This window comes from Stenotrophomonas sp. STEN022, assembly GCF_056760155.1.
On sequence record NZ_JBRREG010000019.1, the window covers coordinates 1 to 15776 of the forward strand.

Here is a 15776-nt window from a genome sequence, read left to right on the forward strand (position 1 = left end):
TTTGGGCGGGGGGGGGCTTTTTACCGGGTTTATTTATAATAAATTGGTTTCCGGGTAAATCCCGGGGGGGGCGCGCGGGCCCCCGTTTCCGTATGACGCGTTGTAGTGCGCTCAGGCGCTGAGCGCTTCGACCACGCGCAGCTTGGGGTGTCCCTTCGAGCGCTGCTGATATTCCTGCTCGATATCGGCCAGACGCTTGGCGTTGGGGCACTGCAACATCATGTAGTTGGCGTCGAAGTTGAGCTTGGCGACCAGGAAGTCGATGAACGCGCGCACCTTGGGTGATACCAGGCGTCCGCCGGCAAACACCGCATTGAAGTCGTAATCCGGGCCGGTCCAGCCCGGCAGGATCTGCCGCACCATGCCGGATTCGACAAAGGGTTTGGCCATCACGTCGCTGCTCAGCATCAGGCCCTCGCCGGCAACCAGGGCGGCATTCAGGGCTGACGGGTCATTTGCCACAAGCAGCGGGTTGACCGGAAATTCGCGCATCTCGCCGCCATTTTCTGCCAAGGTCCAGGTAAAACGCTGGGTTTGCCCTTGATGGGTCTTGCGGATCGCCAAGGTGCGGTGGAACTGCAGCTCATCGGGGTGCTGGGGCTCGCCGTGCACGGCGAGATAGGCCGGGCTGGCGAATACCTGGGTGCGCAGGCTGCCCAGCTTGCGCGCGATCAGGTTGGAGTCGGGCAGTGCACCAACGCGCAGTGCCAGGTCCACCTCCCCTGAGATCAGGTCCAAGGTTTCATTGCCCAGGTGCATGTCGACCCGGATCTCCGGGTATTCACTCTGGAACTGGCCCAGCAGCGGTGCAATCCAGCAGGTGCCGATTGAGTACGGTACGGTGAATCGCAGCCAGCCGCGGGGGCCGGACTGCAACTGGCTGACCGCGCTTTCGGCCTGATCCAGTTCACGGGCAATACGCTGGCAGTGCTCGTAGTAGACCGTCCCGGCTTCGGTGAGGCCCAGGCGACGCGTGGTCCGATGCAGCAGGCGCGCGCCCAGGCGGGTCTCCAACTCCTGCACCTTGCGGCTGACCGTGGTCTTGGGTTGACCGAGCAGACGCGCAGCGGCAGTGAAACTGCCCTGTTCGACCACTTTGACGAAGATCAGGGTGTCGTTGAGATCGTTGGCCATGGGTAGGACTCTTGCGGCAACGGAATTGTGCCGGCGACGGGATGATTATTCCCTTCAATCCGTACTAATCAAGTCTGGATTAGAGGCCTATCTTGTACGCCTGTATCCAATCCGGACATGCCGTCATGCGTATGCGCTCTCCCATGGCCCTGCCAGCGCCACGCCGCGAACCCAGTTACCGCAATGCTTTGCCTTCAAGGTTAGCCTGCAATCAATTGAATCCATTGCAGTTTGAGGCCTTGCTTGGCGAGTTGCCGGCGGCTGCCGCTGGAGGCGCCAAGTCTCGGGGGGCTGCGACGCTGCGACGCGCCCTGGGGCTCTTTGTCCCACTGATGGTCCAAAAATTTCCGCGGACGGGACAGTGACCCCGCCGCTACCGCTGCTGATCTGGCCATTCAAGACCCAGTTGCGCAAATCGTCGCGCGATGGGCTGCCGGCACGGCGATGTCGAGCTCCATCTTTTTTCGCAATCCCCTGATCACCTCCCCCTTGGAGCACGAAATGAAAGGCATCTCCCCATCACCCAAGCTGCGCCGCGTCGCCTTGGCAGGCATGTCAGCGCTGAGTCTGGCCGTCTTGGTCGCCTGCAGCGGCGGCCACGCGGAAAACGCCGCGCCGCCGGCACCCGAAGTAAGTGTTGCGCCAGTGCTGGTCAAGCAGGTTGCGCAGTGGGACGAGTTCAGTGGCCGCGTCGAGGCCGTACAGAGCGTTGAGCTGCGTCCGCGCGTGTCTGGTTACATCGACAAGGTGAACTATGTCGAAGGCGATGAGGTGAAGAAGGGCGATGTACTGTTCACCATCGATGCGCGCAGCTACCAGGCCGAGTTCAACCGGGCGCAGGCCGAATTGAATCGCGCACGCACGCAGGCTGGTCTTGCACGCAGCGAGTCCGAGCGTGCCCGTCGACTGGCCGAACAACAGGCAATTGCTGCTGAAACCGCTGAGCAACGCCGCGCCAGTGCAGATCAGGCCGGTGCGCAGGTGCAGGCGGCCCAGGCAGCTTTGGATTCGGCGCGGCTCAATCTGGAGTTCACCAAGGTGCGCGCGCCGATCGATGGCCGTGCCGGACGCGCGATGGTCACAGCAGGTAATCTGGTTACCGCCGGTGATGCCGCCAGCGTGCTGACCACCCTGGTGTCACTGGACACGGTGCATGTCTACTTCGACGCCGACGAGTCCACCTACCTGCGCTACGCGCAGATGGCGCGCAATGGCGAGCGCCCGAGCGAACGTGACCAGGCCTTGCCGGTGAAGGTTGGCTTGAGCGGTGAACAAGGCTATCCGCACGAAGGCAAGGTTGATTTCCTTGATAACCAGATCACCCGCAGCACGGGCACCATCCGCGTGCGCGCGCTGTTGGACAACGCCAGTCGCCAGTTCACTCCGGGACTGTTCGCTCGCGTGCAGTTGCTGGGTAGCGGTCAATTCCAGGCGGTGCTTGTTGACGACAAGGCGGTGCTGACGGACCAGGATCGCAAGTACGTCTTCGTGCTGGACAAGGACAACAAGGCGCAGCGTCGTGATGTACAGCTCGGCCGCAATGCCGAGGGCCTGCGCATCGTCGAGCAGGGTCTGGCTGCCGGCGACAAGGTCATCGTCGACGGCGTGCAGAAGGTGTTCATGCCAGGCATGCCGGTGCAGGCCAAGCCGGTTGCGATGCAGCGTGGTCCTGCACCAGCCAGCCAGGCCGTGAGCAGCATCAACTAAGTCGCTATCTACCTTTGCCGGCGCAGCTGCTGGCCGTGCTTGCCTGCTCCCGTCGGGGGCGGGCAGGGCGCTTGCAGCCTGACCTCGGCTTTTCCAAGGACTTCCCATGGATTTTTCCAGATTTTTCATCGACAGGCCGATCTTCGCGGCGGTGTTGTCGATCGTGATCTTTGCTGCTGGCCTGGTCAGCATTCCGTTCCTGCCCATTGGTGAGTACCCGGAAGTGGTGCCGCCGTCGGTGGTGGTGCGTACTGTGTATCCGGGCGCCAATCCCAAGGTGATCGCCGAGACGGTGGCGACACCCCTGGAAGAGGCGATCAACGGCGTCGAGGGCATGATGTACCTCAAGTCGGTGGCCGGCTCCGACGGCGTGCTGCAGATGACCGTCACCTTCCGCCCGGGCACCGATCCGGACGAAGCGGCGGTGAAGGTGCAGAACCGCGTGGCGCAGGCGCAGGCGCGCTTGCCTGAAGACGTGCGGCGGCAGGGTGTGACGACCCAGAAGCAATCGCCGACCTTCCTGATGGTCGTGCACCTCACTTCGCCCAAGGGCAGCTACGACACCTTGTACCTGCGCAACTACGCCCGCTTGCACGTCAAGGACGGGCTGGCGCGTATTCCTGGCGTTGGCGATGCGCAGATCTTCGGCGGCGGTGACTACGCCATGCGTGCCTGGCTGGACCCGGACAAGGTTGCCTCGCGCGGGCTGACCGCCAGCGACGTGGTGCGCGCGATGCGTGAGCAGAACGTGCAGGTATCTGCCGGCCAGCTGGGTGCCGAGCCCATGCCGAACAGCCAGTTCCTGACCTTGATCAATGCACAGGGGCGCCTGCGCAGCGAGCAGGAGTTCGGTGACATCGTGCTCAAGAGTGGTGCCGATGGCGAAGTCGTGCGTTTGTCCGACGTTGCCCGCATCGAGCTGGGCGCGGGCGATTACACCTTGCGCTCGCAGCTGGATGGCAAGAACGCGGTTGGTATCGGCATCTTCCAGGCGCCGGGTGCGAATGCTTTGGACATCCGCGATTCCGTGATCGGCACCATGGACGAGCTGCAGAAGAGCTTCCCGGCCGACGTGAAGTACGAAGCCGTATACGACACCACCATCTTCGTGCGTGACTCGATCAAGGCAGTCGTTACCACGCTGTTGGAAGCCATCGCGCTGGTGGTGCTGGTGGTGATCCTGTTCCTGCAGACCTGGCGTGCCTCGATCATTCCGCTGATCGCGGTGCCGGTGTCGATTGTGGGTACCTTTGCAGCGTTGTACCTGCTGGGCTTCTCGATCAATACGCTGAGCCTGTTCGGCCTGGTGCTGGCGATCGGCATCGTGGTCGATGACGCGATCGTGGTGGTGGAGAACGTCGAGCGCAATATCGAGGAAGGCCTGTCGCCCACGGCGGCTGCGCATCAGGCGATGAAGGAAGTGTCCGGCCCCATCGTCGCGATTGCGCTGGTGCTGTGTGCGGTATTCGTGCCGATGGCGTTCCTGTCCGGCGTCACCGGCCAGTTCTACAAGCAGTTCGCGGTGACGATTGCCATTTCCACGGTGATCTCGGCGATCAACTCGCTGACCCTGTCGCCGGCCTTGGCTGCGCGCCTGCTCAAGCCGCATGGTGCAGCCAAGGATGCGCCGAGCCGTGTGATCGACAAGCTGTTCGGCTGGGTGTTCCGTCCGTTCAACCGCTTCTTCAAGACCAGCTCGGAGAAGTATGAGCGCGGTGTGTCACGCATCCTCGGCCGTCGCGGCGCGGTGTTCGTGGTGTACGCGGTGCTGCTGGTGGGTACCGGCGTGATCTTCAAGCTGGTGCCGCCGGGCTTCATCCCGACCCAGGACAAGCTGTACCTGATTGCCGGTGTGAAACTGCCGGAAGGCTCGTCGATTGCACGTACCGATGAAATGTTGCGCAAGGTGGCCAAGATTGCCCAGGAAACGGACGGTGTTGCCCACACCATCTCGTTCCCCGGCTTGAATGCGCTGCAGTTCACCAATACGCCAAACACCGGCGTGGCCTTCATCCCGCTCAAGCCGTTCAACGAGCGCAAGGGCCGTACCGCCGCGCAGATCAATGCCGAGATCAACCAGAAGATCGCCGGGCTGCAGGAAGGTTTTGCCTTCGCGATGATGCCGCCGCCGATCCTTGGTTTGGGTAACGGCAACGGCTACCAGATGTTCATCGAGGACCGTGGCAATCTCGGCTATGGCGCCTTGCAGAACGCGGTGCAAAGCATGCAGGGCGCCGTCGCACAGACGCCGGGCATGGCCTATCCGATCACCAGCTACCAGGCCAATGTGCCGCAGCTGGACGCGGAGGTCGACCGGGTGAAGGCCAAGGCACAAGGTGTGCAGCTGACCGAGTTGTTCGACACGCTGCAGACCTATCTGGGTTCGGCCTATGTCAACGACTTCAACCAGTTCGGCCGTACCTGGCAGGTGATCGCGCAGGCTGATGGCCAGTTCCGTGACAGCGTGGAAGATATCGGCAAGTTGCGTACCCGCAATGATCGTGGCGAGATGGTGCCGATCGGTTCGATGGTGACCGTCAAGGAAACCTATGGCCCGGACCCGGTGTTGCGCTTCAACGGTTACCCGGCAGCTGATCTGGCCGGTGAGGCCGATCCGCGCATGCTGTCCTCGGCCGAGGCGATGAACAAGCTGACCGAGATTGCTGGGCAGGTGTTGCCGGCCGGGATGGTCACCGAATGGACCGACCTGAGCTACCAGCAGGCGACCCAGGGCAAGGCTGCCTTCATCGTGTTCCCGGTGGCGATCCTGCTGGCCTTCCTGGTGCTGGCCGCGCTTTACGAGAGCTGGTCGCTGCCATTGGCGGTGATCCTGATCGTTCCGATGACCCTGCTGTCGGCATTGTTCGGGGTATGGCTCACCGGCGGTGATAACAACGTCTTCGTGCAGGTAGGCCTGGTGGTGTTGATGGGCCTGGCATGCAAGAACGCGATCCTGATCGTCGAGTTCGCCCGCGAGTTGGAGATGGGCGGCAAGGGTATCGTCGAGGCGGCATTGGAAGCCTGCCGTCTGCGTCTGCGCCCGATCGTGATGACCTCGATCGCCTTCATCGCCGGCACTGTGCCGCTGGTTTTCTCGCATGGCGCAGGTGCCGAGGTGCGCTCGGTGACTGGCATTACCGTATTCGCTGGCATGTTGGGTGTGACCTTGTTCGGCCTGTTCCTGACCCCGGTGTTTTACGTGGCGCTGCGCAAGTTCGTGTCACGTAACGGCGGTGGCAAGCTGGTACAGCACGGTGAGCCGACCATCCATCATTGATGGCAGGTGTATACGCGTTGCGGGAGGCTGCAGATGTGCTGCCTCCCGCAGGTCCTTGCCATCTTCACCGGCAACGACGATCTGAAATGTTATCGGGCTTGTTTGAAATCATTCCCCCAAGGAAAAGAAGATGAATACCCAGAACACCAAAGTTGCCCTGGTTACCGGCGCCACCCGCGGCATCGGTCTTGAGACCGTACGCCAGCTCGCAGCCGCGGGCGTGCATACGCTGCTGGCCGGGCGCAACTACGACACTGCCGCCGCAAAGGCGCAGGAACTGAAGGCGGAAGGCTTGCCTGTGGAAGCCATCCAGCTCGACGTCAATGACACCGACAGCATCGCGGTAGCGGTTGAGCGCGTGACGCAACAGCACGGCAAGCTCGATATCCTGGTCAACAACGCCGGCGTGCTGGTCGATGACCTGCAGGCCGGTGCCAGCGGCCAGTCGCTGGAAACCTGGCGCAGCACCTTCAACACCAATCTGTTCGCCGTGGTTGAAGTGACCGTGGCTTTCCTGCCGCTGCTGCGCGCTGCGCCGGCCGGACGCATCGTCAATGTGTCCAGCATCCTCGGCTCGGTGACCCTGCATGCGCAGCCTGGCTCTTCGATCTATGGTTTCATCGTGCCGGCTTACAACGCTTCCAAGAGCGCGCTGAACGCCTGGACCGTGCAGTTGGCGCATGAACTGCGCGAAGGCCCGATCAAGGTCAACGCGGTCCATCCGGGCTACGTCAAGACCGACATGAACGGTGGCGAAGGTGAGATCGATGTCGCCGAAGGCGCGCGCTCCAGCGTGGGCATGGCCTTGATTGCTGACGATGGCCCGACCGGCAGCTTCAGCTACCTCGGTGAGGTGCTGCCGTGGTGATGCGCCTGTTGGTGACCGCAATGGCCAGTGCCTTGCTGGCCGGCTGCATGACGGTGGGGCCCGACTACAAGGCAGCCCCAGTGGAGCCGGTCAGCCTGCAGGGCGCAGCAGATGCGGCGTTCTCTACCGCACCACCAGTAGCCAATTGGTGGGCACAGTTTGATGATCCGGTTCTGGGGCAGCTGGTGCACGATGCGCTGGGCGACAACCTGGATCTGCAGATCGCCATGGCCCGCGTACGCGCTGCACGTGCGGTGTTCACCGAACAGCGCCTGGATCAGCTGCCGCATATCACTGCAGGTGGCAGCCAGGACAGGCGCACGCAGCCGGATGCCTCGCTGGGTGGGGAGCGTGTTTTCAGCGAAACCTACCAGCTCGGCTTCGATGCCGGTTGGGAGCTGGACCTGTTCGGCAGGCAGCGTCGTGCCGCTGAGGCTGCGCGTGCCGACCTTGGCGCGGAGCGGGACAATCTGGCCGACGCGCAGGTGATGGTGGCAGCCGAAGTGGCACGCAACTACTTCGAGCTGCGCGGATCACAGAAGCGGATTGCCGTTGCCCGCGACACGCTGTTGAACCTGCGTGAGACCCAGCGCCTGACCGAAACTCGGCTGGAGCTGGGTGCAGGTAGCGAGTTGGACGTGCAGAGCAGTCGCGCCCGTTTGAAGGCGATCGAGGCGGATATTCCGTTGCTGGAAGTTGCCGAGGTGCAGTCACGGCATCGTCTTGCCGTGTTGGTTGGGCAGCGTCCGGGCTCGTTGGACACACTGCTACAGCCACGCGAGGTACCGGCGTTCGCCAAGGCCTTGCCGCTGGGTGATACCAGTGACTTGTTGCGGCAGCGTGCGGACGTACGCATGGCTGAACGCCGGCTGGCGGCGGCTACGGCACGCGTAGGCGTGGCAACTGCGGATCTGTTCCCGCGTATCAGCCTGAGTGGTTTTGTGGGCTTCCTCGGCGGTGATGCTTCGGGTCTGGTGAATGGCAACAACAAGGCGTGGTCGCTGACCCCGTCGATCAGCTGGGCGGCATTCGACTTCGGCACCGTGCGTGCACGCCTGCGTGCGAGCAAGGCGCAGGCCGATGGAGCGGCAGCCGAGTACGAGAAGGCGGTGTTGCTGGCATTGGAAGATACCGAGAACGCACTGACACGATATGCCAAGCAGCAGGCGCGATTGGGTATCGTGGCTGAGCAGGCACAGGCCGCACGCAAGGCGGAATCGCTAGCGCAGCTGCGTTATCGCGAGGGATCGGAAGACTTCCTGGCCTTGCTGGATGCGCAGCGCAATCAACTGGCTGCCGACGATGCACTGGCCGCAGCGGAAGCGTCGGTGAATGTCAGTGTCGTTGCTGTCTACAAGGCGCTGGGTGGCTGGGGTGGACAGCCGGGTCCTGCGCTGGCGGTTACCAGCGTGCGTTGAGAAGGGCTACGCCCTTTCCCCTCTCCCCAACCCTTCTCGGGCAAGGGGAGAGGGGGGGCTTCCAGCGCAACAAAAGGAAAGAGGCGGCCAATGGCCGCCTCTTTGCATTGCATCGCCCCTGAACTCAGGCAGCGTCAGCTTGCGCCCGGCGCGGGCCTTCAACCAGCGCGCGACCAACCATGTCCACCAGCACGTCGAGTTCTTCTTCATCCATGCCGAAGTGCGGGGTGAAGCGCAGCGAATTCTCGCCGCCGTGGATCACGTTGACGCCGTGCATGCGCAGCCACTCTTCGGTGGAGCCGGCGCCATAGCACTTGAACTGCGGGGCCAGCTCGCAGGAGAACAGCAAGCCCGTGCCCTGCACCTTGGTGATCAGGCCGCCGAGCTTGGTCTTGAGGGCTTCCAGCTTTTGCACGGCCTGTTCGCCGCGCAGGCGGATGTTCTGGCGGACTTCCGGCGACAGGCGGGCGAGGGTGGCAACGGCGACATCCAGCGCACGCGGGTTGGTGGTCATGGTGTTGCCGTACACGCCCTTGCGATACAGCTTGGCAGCATGCTCGGTGACGGCCAGTACCGACAGCGGGAACTGCGCGCCGTTCAAGGCCTTGGAATAGGTTTCCATGTCCGGCGGGTCCAGCGTCTCGTAACCCGGGTAGTCGACGAAGGACAGGGTGCCGTGCGCACGCAGTGCGGCCTGGATAGAGTCGATGAGCAGCAGGCTGCCGTGCTCGCGGGTCAGTTCGCGGACCAGCTTGTAGAAGCTGGCCGGAACTGCGCGGCCCGGGTCGCCTTCGCCCATCACCGGCTCCAGGAATACCGCTTCGATGAACCAGTTGTTGGCCTTGGCATCGGCGAACACCTTGCGCATCGCCGCTTCGTCGTAGGGTGGCACGGTGATGACGCTGTTCTCGCCGCGGTAGCTGGCCAGGTGCTGGTCATAGGCCTTGCGGCTGGAATCGGAGTACAGCGCGGGGCGATCGGTGCGGCCGTGGAAGCTGCCCTTGATCACGACACGTTTGATGGTGGCGCCGGCATGCGGTGCCCCCGGGTCGGTCTGCAGCTTGGCGTTGATATCGGCGATACGTGCGGCCAGGCCGACGGCTTCGGAGCCGGAGTTCAAACACATGAAGTGGGTGAACGGACAGCCGCCGCGGTTGTGGCCGATCTCTTTCTTCATGGCCTGCACGAAGCGGCGCTGGGCCAGACTCGGGGTCATGATGTTGGCCATGACCTGCGGTTTGGCCGCAGCGGCCATCACATCGGCCGGGGTGTGGCCGAAGCCGAGCATGCCGTAGCCACCGGCGTCGTACAGCACGGCACCCTTGAGCGAGACCACCCACGGGCCGCAGGCGGCCAGGGCGATGTAGGGGACCACAGCGTCGTCGGCGTAGAAATTGACGAAGCCGGCCTGCATGGCGTCGATCTGGTCCTGTTCGTCCAGATCCAGCAGGTCGGCGGCTTCGTCCTTGATACGGGCGTATTCGCTGGCGGCAGCGGCGATGGCGCCGGCCAGGTCCGGGTGAGCGACGGCCAGGCGTTCAACGCTGGCGTCGTCCAGGCCTTGGGTCAGGCGTTGGCCGGCGTGCGCGCGAAGCGGGGCGAGGGGGCCGAGTACGGTCATGCTCATCTCCAGAAGTTTCTTGTATATACCCATTATCTGGAGATTCTGGACATATGGCAGCTATGATCTCGACGGATTTTCGGGTAATTTCGTCGAATCGACGAAGCTGGTTTGCAATGTGAATATTTCTCCTGCCGACGAACGCCTGTTGTCCGTATTGCGCGAGGACGCGCGCGCCTCCACCGCGCAGATCGCGCGCCGGCTTGGCTTGTCGCGGACCACGGTACAGAGCCGCATCGACCGTCTGGAGCAGGTGGGGGTGATTGCCGGCTATACGGTGCGCACCCACGAGGACTACGAGCAGGGGCAAGTGCGTGCGCACGTGCTGATTACTGTGTTGCCGAAGAAGATGCCGGCGGTGGTCAAGGCGCTGCGCGATATCACCGAGGTGCGCTCGCTGCATTCGGTCAGTGGCAACCATGACCTGATTGCGATGGTGGTGGTCGGCGGGGTCAGTGAGATGGATGTGGTGACCGATGCCATCGGTGCGGTGGATGGGGTGGAGCGGACCAACAGCGCGATCATTCTCTCTACCAAGTTTGAACGGTGAGGTAGCTGGCAGCGTTGCTTTGGCGCTGCCTTGCCCATGCTCTACAGCCGTCATTTCCGCGAAGGCGGGAGTCGCTCTCGCTTTGGCTGTTCGCTGTTGATTTGGCCTGGCCAGTGCGAATTCAGGAGCAAGCCAGAGCCAGAGCGATTCCCGCCTTCGCGGGAATGACGGCATAAAGCGAAGCCAAGGCCAAGCCCAGAAACCAGCTCTTCCGTCCTCGGGAGCTACAATAGCCGGCTCCCCGCACGAAGTTCCGGCCTTGAAGAAGTCCGATTTTTCCTATGACCTGCCTGAGGAATTGATCGCCCAGGCTCCCTTGGCCGAACGTTCGGCCAGTCGCCTGCTGCTGGTTCCGCCGGCACCGGCCGCGTTTGATGACCGCCAAGTGCGTGATCTGGCCGAGTTGCTGCAGCCCGGTGATCTGTTGGTGTTCAACGACACCCGCGTCATCCCGGCGCGCCTGTTCGGGCAGAAAACCAGTGGCGGCCGGGTCGAAATCCTGATCGAACGCCTGCTCGGTGGCCAGCAGGCGCGCGCCCAGATCGGTGCCAGCAAGTCGCCCAAGCCCGGCAGCCGCATTCAGCTTGATGCCGGCGGCGAAGCCGAGGTGCTTGGCCGCGACGGCGAGTTCTATGTGCTGCGCTTCGATATCCCCGAGTCGCTGGAATCCTGGCTGGTGCACGAAGGTCGCCTGCCGTTGCCGCCTTACATCCATCGTGAGCCGGGCGTGGACGACCGTGAGCGCTACCAGACGGTGTTCGCCAAGCAGGTAGGTGCCGTGGCTGCGCCGACCGCCGGTCTGCACTTCGATGAAGCGCTGCTGGCGCAGCTGCGCGAACGTGGCGTGCAGTTCGGCCACATCACCCTGCATGTCGGCGCTGGCACCTTCCAGCCGGTGCGGGTGGACGATCTTTCGCAGCACGTGATGCACCGCGAATGGCTGAATGTCGGTGCCGAGCTGGTCGAGCAGGTGAGGCGTACGCGCGCAGCTGGTGGGCGCGTGATCGGTGTTGGCACCACCGTGGTGCGGGCACTGGAGAGCGCGATGCGTGAGGGCGAACTGCATCCGTATGCAGGCGAAACCCAGATCTTCATCACTCCGGGTTACCGCATCCGCAGCGTTGATGCGATGGTCACCAACTTCCACCTGCCGGAAAGTACCTTGCTGATGATGATCAGTGCGTTTGCTGGCAAGCAGCGTGTGTTCGAGGCCTATGCGCATGCCATCGAACAGAAATACCGCTTCTTCAGCTATGGTGATGCGATGCTGTTGTTCCCGGCCGGCGAGGGTGCGGCTGTTTGACGCAGTGCACGGACGGATCAAATGAGATAAGTTCTCATTTGATCCGTGTCCGGCCATCGTGGCCGGGACCGACGACCACTTCCGGAGTAATCCATGCGTCATCCGAAGCGTGCCGCCGGCCATCTGGCTGCCCTGTGTTCCCTCGTCCTGCTTGGCGCCTGCGCCAAGACAGGTGAACCCCCCGCCTCTGCTACCGCGCCGAAGGCAGTCGCTGGTGAGGTCAACCTCTACACCACGCGCGAACCCGCCCTGGTGCAGCCGCTGCTGGACGCTTTCACCGCCGACACCGGCATCAAGGTCAATACCGTGTTGCTGAAGGATGGTTTGACCGAGCGGCTCGCTGCCGAAGGTGAGCGTTCGCCGGCCGACGTGCTGATCACGGTGGATACCGGGCGCCTGCTCGACGTGGTCGAAGCCGGCCACACCCAGGCGGTGAAGTCGCCGGTGCTGGAAGCAGCCATCCCCGCACACCTGCGTTCGCCGAAAGGGCAGTGGTTCGCGTTGTCGCTGCGTGACCGCGTGGTCTATGCCGACAAGGATCTGGATCTGACTGGCTTCACTTATGAAGATCTGGCCGACCCGAAGTGGAAGGGGCGGGTATGCATCCGCTCCGGCCAGCACCCCTATAACACCAGCCTGTTCGCAGCGATGATCGCGCATGATGGCGCGGAGAAGACCGAAGCCTGGCTGCGCGGCGTCAAGGCCAACCTGGCACGCAAGGCTGCCGGCGGTGACCGCGACGTGGCGCGAGACATCCTTGCTGGTATCTGCGATATCGGCGTGGCCAATGCGTACTACGTCGGCCGCATGAAGAACGCCGAGGAAGGCTCTGAGCAGCGCGGTTGGGGCGATGCCATCCAGGTGGTGCGACCGGTGTTCGCCAGCGCCGCCGATACCGGCACCCACGTCAACATCTCCGGTGCCGCTGTCGCCCGCCATGCGCCAAATCACGACAATGCGGTGAAGCTGCTGGAGTACCTGGTCAGCGACAGTTCGCAGAGCCTGTACGCGCGTGCCAACTACGAATACCCGGTGAAGCCGGGTGTTGCGTTGGACCCGGTGGTCGCCAGCTTCGGGCCGATGAAGGTGGACCCGCTGCCGTTGGCCGAGGTGGTCGCCAATCGCAAGTTGGCCAGTGAGCTGGTGGACAAAGTCGGCTTCGATAACTGAACCTGATGGTTCCCGACAGGCCGGCGCCGTGCATGCGGTGCCGGCCTGCTGCTTTGTAATGGATAGTGCTTGATGACGTGGCGATGGAATCCGTGGCTGCTGGGCGCGGCATCGGTGGCGGTGCTGATGTTGGCGCCGGTACTGGGCTTGGCGTGGGCGGCGAGCGATGGCAGCGCGGGGCTGTGGGCGCATCTATGGGCCAATGTGTTGCCGACTGCGCTGCTCAATACCGGCCTGTTGTTGCTGGGCGTTGGCGTATTGGTCGGCGTGCTTGGTACCGGCAGTGCGTGGTTGGTTACGGCGTTTGCATTTCCAGGCCGCAAACTTCTGGGCTGGGCGCTGCTGCTGCCTTTGGCTGTGCCCACGTATATCGCGGCTTTTGCGTATCTGGATGTGCTGCATCCGCTTGGCCCGGTGCAGGGCTTGATCCGCGATCTGCTGGGCTATGACAGCCCGCGTCAGTTCCGCCTGCCGGATATCCGCCATCTGCTTGGTTGCATCGTGCTGCTGGGCTTCGTGCTCTATCCCTATGTGTACCTGACTACCCGCGCCTTGTTCATGACCCAGGCCGCTGGCTTGCTGGAAGCGGCGCGAAGTCTGGGCGCGACGCCGCTGCAGGTGTTCTGGCGGGTGGCGCTGCCTTTGGCGCGGCCGGCAATTGCAGTAGGCGTGGCGCTGGCCTTGCTGGAAACCCTCAACGACATCGGCGCCTCCGAGTTCCTCGGCGTGCAGACGCTCACTGTGTCGATCTATACCACCTGGGTGAGTCGTGGCGATCTGGCCGGCGCGGCCCAGATCGCGCTGGCGATGCTCGGTGTGGTGGCCGTGTTGCTGACGCTGGAACGTTATGGCCGGCGTCGGCAGCGCTACGCAAGCGTGCTGCGGCCGCGCCCGTTGCAGCCGCAGCAGCTGCGTGGCGCTCGCGCTCTGCTCGCGTTGCTGCTGGGGCTGCTGCCGGTGCTGCTCGGCTTTGTGGTGCCAGCGGCCTATCTGCTCTGGGAGGCGGTGGAGCGACTGCATGTTGCAGGCTTCTCGCCGCAGTTGCTGGTCGCGCTGTGGAATACCTTGCGGGTGGCCTTGCTGGCAACGGTTGCGGCGATGACGTTCGGCCTTCTGGTGGCCTGGGCATTGCGGTTGGCGCAGGTGCGGCGACGTCATGGTTTGGCCATGGCCAGTAGCCGCACCGCCACGCTTGGCTATGCAATCCCGGGCACGGTGCTTGCGATCGGCTTGTTGCTGCCGCTGGGCGGATTGGATGCCATGGCCAGCCGATTGCTGGTGTTGTTTGGCGGCCAGCCGCAGATGCTGTTGATGGGTTCGGTGATCGTGTTGGTGCTGGCGTATACGCTGCGCTTTCTTGCAGTGTCGGTGGGCGGGATTGAGTCGGGGCTTGCGCGCATTCCGCTGTCGCTGGATCAGGCTGCTGCAAATCTGGGCGAGGGTGCGACGGGCATGCTGCGGCGGGTGCATCTGCCGCTGTTGCGTCCGGCACTGGCTGCTGCCGCATTGCTGGTGTTCGTCGACACGATGAAAGAGCTGTCGGCCACCTTGGTGCTGCGACCAATGAACTTCGAAACGCTTGCCACCTGGTTGTATGCCGAGGCAGCTCGCGGGACGTATGAAGAAGGAGCGGTGGCGGCCTTGCTGATTGTCGTCAGTGGCCTGCTGCCGGTGATCCTGCTGGCGCGTGCCGGCGCAGCTTATGGAGTGGAAGATGCACGTTGACGCACAGCTGGCACTGGAAGACCTGCATATCGGCTATCCCGTCGCAGGCGGTTTCAAGCTGGTGGTGGAGGGCTTGTCGCTGCAACTCGGGCGCGGTGATATCGGCTGCCTGTTGGGCGCCTCTGGCTGCGGCAAGACCACGGTACTGCGCAGCATTGCCGGCTTTGAGCCGCTGCAGCAGGGCAGCATCGTGCTTGCCGGGCGGCAGCTGGCTACAGCGCAGCAGGCGCTTCCGGCTGAGCAGCGTCGGGTTGGGATGATGTTCCAGGACTACGCGCTGTTTCCGCATCTGGATGTGGCAGCGAATATCGCCTTTGGTCTGCGCGGCTTGCAGCGTGCTCAGCGCAAGGCCCGGGTCCAGGCCTTGTTGCAGTACGTGGGCTTGCCTGGCTTGGAGCAGCGCTACCCGCATGAACTATCAGGCGGACAGCAGCAGCGCGTGGCCTTGGCGCGCGCGCTGGCGCCAGCGCCGGACCTGTTGCTGCTCGACGAGCCATTCTCGAATCTGGATGTGGACACCCGCCAGCGCCTTGCGGGCGAACTGCGCGATCTGCTCAAGGCGGCCGGCACCACGGTGCTGATGGTGACCCATGACCAGAGTGAGGCTTTTGCCATGGCCGACCGCATCGGCGTCATGCATGAGGGCCGTTTGCTGCAATGGAGCAGCGCCCAGGCGCTGTACCAGACGCCGCAGGATCCGTTCGTTGCCGGTTTCATCGGCCGTGGCACGCTGATCCAGGCTGCGCAGCTTGGCATTGCTGGGGGCGGGCGGGTGCTGGTGCGCCCACACAGCCTGCTGCTGGACCCGGCCGCGGCACTGCGTGCGCGGGTTGAGGGCGTGGTGTTCCGCGGGCCGAGCAGCAGCGGCTGGGTGCGCCTGGCCGGTGGCGAGCGGCTGGAGCTGGACTTCGGCTCCGGCCAACTGCCCGAGATCGGCGCTGAGATCGGCCTTGTCTGGCACGATCCAGCGCCAGTCCGCTTCGCTGACTGACTATTCGGGGCG

Annotated in this window: 11 protein-coding genes; 9 read left to right on the top strand and 2 right to left on the bottom strand. The window is 63.6% G+C overall.

Translation table 11 applies throughout. The annotated features are described in order from the left end of the window. Positions 1–111: 111 nt before the first annotated feature. Positions 112–1134, bottom strand: a complete 1023-nt coding sequence (locus ACVOMF_RS06090) for a LysR family transcriptional regulator (protein ID WP_481508466.1) — start codon at positions 1132–1134, stop codon at positions 112–114. 501 nt (positions 1135–1635) lie between these two features. Here ACVOMF_RS06090 and ACVOMF_RS06095 point away from each other — a divergent pair. From ACVOMF_RS06095 to ACVOMF_RS06110, 4 genes are all read left to right on the top strand, one after another. Next, positions 1636–2841 (top strand): efflux RND transporter periplasmic adaptor subunit, encoded by a 1206-nt coding sequence (locus tag ACVOMF_RS06095; RefSeq protein WP_481508467.1) that lies wholly within the window; start codon positions 1636–1638, stop codon positions 2839–2841. Between the two features lie 106 nt (positions 2842–2947). Continuing rightward, positions 2948–6118 (top strand): efflux RND transporter permease subunit, encoded by a 3171-nt coding sequence (locus ACVOMF_RS06100; protein WP_481508468.1) that lies wholly within the window; start codon positions 2948–2950, stop codon positions 6116–6118. Between the two features lie 130 nt (positions 6119–6248). Next, positions 6249–6986: an SDR family oxidoreductase gene (locus ACVOMF_RS06105; RefSeq protein WP_481508469.1), complete on the top strand. Its 738-nt coding sequence runs from the start codon at positions 6249–6251 to the stop codon at positions 6984–6986. After that, positions 6986–8404 carry an efflux transporter outer membrane subunit gene (locus ACVOMF_RS06110; RefSeq protein ID WP_481508502.1) on the top strand — a complete coding sequence of 473 codons (1419 nt, stop codon included), beginning with the start codon at positions 6986–6988 and terminating at the stop codon, positions 8402–8404. The genes ACVOMF_RS06105 and ACVOMF_RS06110 overlap by 1 nt, the downstream gene beginning before the upstream one ends. A gap of 124 nt (positions 8405–8528) precedes the next feature. Here the strand turns inward: ACVOMF_RS06110 and ACVOMF_RS06115 are convergent, their stop codons facing one another. Beyond that, entirely contained in the window at positions 8529–10025 is a 1497-nt protein-coding gene (locus ACVOMF_RS06115; RefSeq protein ID WP_481508470.1) for an aminotransferase class III-fold pyridoxal phosphate-dependent enzyme, read from the bottom strand. A 118-nt stretch (positions 10026–10143) separates the two neighbouring features. Here ACVOMF_RS06115 and ACVOMF_RS06120 point away from each other — a divergent pair, with 118 nt between their 5' ends. The 5 genes from ACVOMF_RS06120 to ACVOMF_RS06140 all read left to right on the top strand — a co-directional run bounded on the left by ACVOMF_RS06120 (position 10144) and on the right by ACVOMF_RS06140 (position 15764). Next, complete coding sequence (locus ACVOMF_RS06120; RefSeq protein WP_481508471.1) at positions 10144–10575, top strand: Lrp/AsnC family transcriptional regulator; 432 nt, start codon at positions 10144–10146, stop codon at positions 10573–10575. Between the two features lie 259 nt (positions 10576–10834). After that, entirely contained in the window at positions 10835–11878 is a 1044-nt protein-coding gene (gene queA / locus ACVOMF_RS06125; RefSeq protein ID WP_481508472.1) for a tRNA preQ1(34) S-adenosylmethionine ribosyltransferase-isomerase QueA, read from the top strand. 93 nt (positions 11879–11971) lie between these two features. After that, the gene (locus ACVOMF_RS06130) at positions 11972–13048 is read left to right on the top strand and encodes a Fe(3+) ABC transporter substrate-binding protein (protein ID WP_481508473.1); all 1077 of its coding nucleotides are present in this window, start codon (positions 11972–11974) and stop codon (positions 13046–13048) included. Positions 13049–13120: 72 nt separating this feature from the next. Further along, entirely contained in the window at positions 13121–14773 is a 1653-nt protein-coding gene (locus ACVOMF_RS06135; RefSeq protein ID WP_481508474.1) for an ABC transporter permease, read from the top strand. Further along, positions 14763–15764: an ABC transporter ATP-binding protein gene (locus ACVOMF_RS06140; RefSeq protein WP_481508475.1), complete on the top strand. Its 1002-nt coding sequence runs from the start codon at positions 14763–14765 to the stop codon at positions 15762–15764. The genes ACVOMF_RS06135 and ACVOMF_RS06140 overlap by 11 nt, the downstream gene beginning before the upstream one ends. Positions 15765–15776 lie beyond the last annotated feature (12 nt).

Coding starts and splice junctions, on each gene's coding strand:
- ACVOMF_RS06090 (WP_481508466.1), bottom strand. CDS start 1,134: ATGGCCAACGATCTCAACGACACCCTGATCTTCGTCAAAGTGGTCGAA.
- ACVOMF_RS06095 (WP_481508467.1), top strand. CDS start 1,636: ATGAAAGGCATCTCCCCATCACCCAAGCTGCGCCGCGTCGCCTTGGCA.
- ACVOMF_RS06100 (WP_481508468.1), top strand. CDS start 2,948: ATGGATTTTTCCAGATTTTTCATCGACAGGCCGATCTTCGCGGCGGTG.
- ACVOMF_RS06105 (WP_481508469.1), top strand. CDS start 6,249: ATGAATACCCAGAACACCAAAGTTGCCCTGGTTACCGGCGCCACCCGC.
- ACVOMF_RS06110 (WP_481508502.1), top strand. CDS start 6,986: ATGCGCCTGTTGGTGACCGCAATGGCCAGTGCCTTGCTGGCCGGCTGC.
- ACVOMF_RS06115 (WP_481508470.1), bottom strand. CDS start 10,025: ATGACCGTACTCGGCCCCCTCGCCCCGCTTCGCGCGCACGCCGGCCAA.
- ACVOMF_RS06130 (WP_481508473.1), top strand. CDS start 11,972: ATGCGTCATCCGAAGCGTGCCGCCGGCCATCTGGCTGCCCTGTGTTCC.
- ACVOMF_RS06135 (WP_481508474.1), top strand. CDS start 13,121: ATGACGTGGCGATGGAATCCGTGGCTGCTGGGCGCGGCATCGGTGGCG.
- ACVOMF_RS06140 (WP_481508475.1), top strand. CDS start 14,763: ATGCACGTTGACGCACAGCTGGCACTGGAAGACCTGCATATCGGCTAT.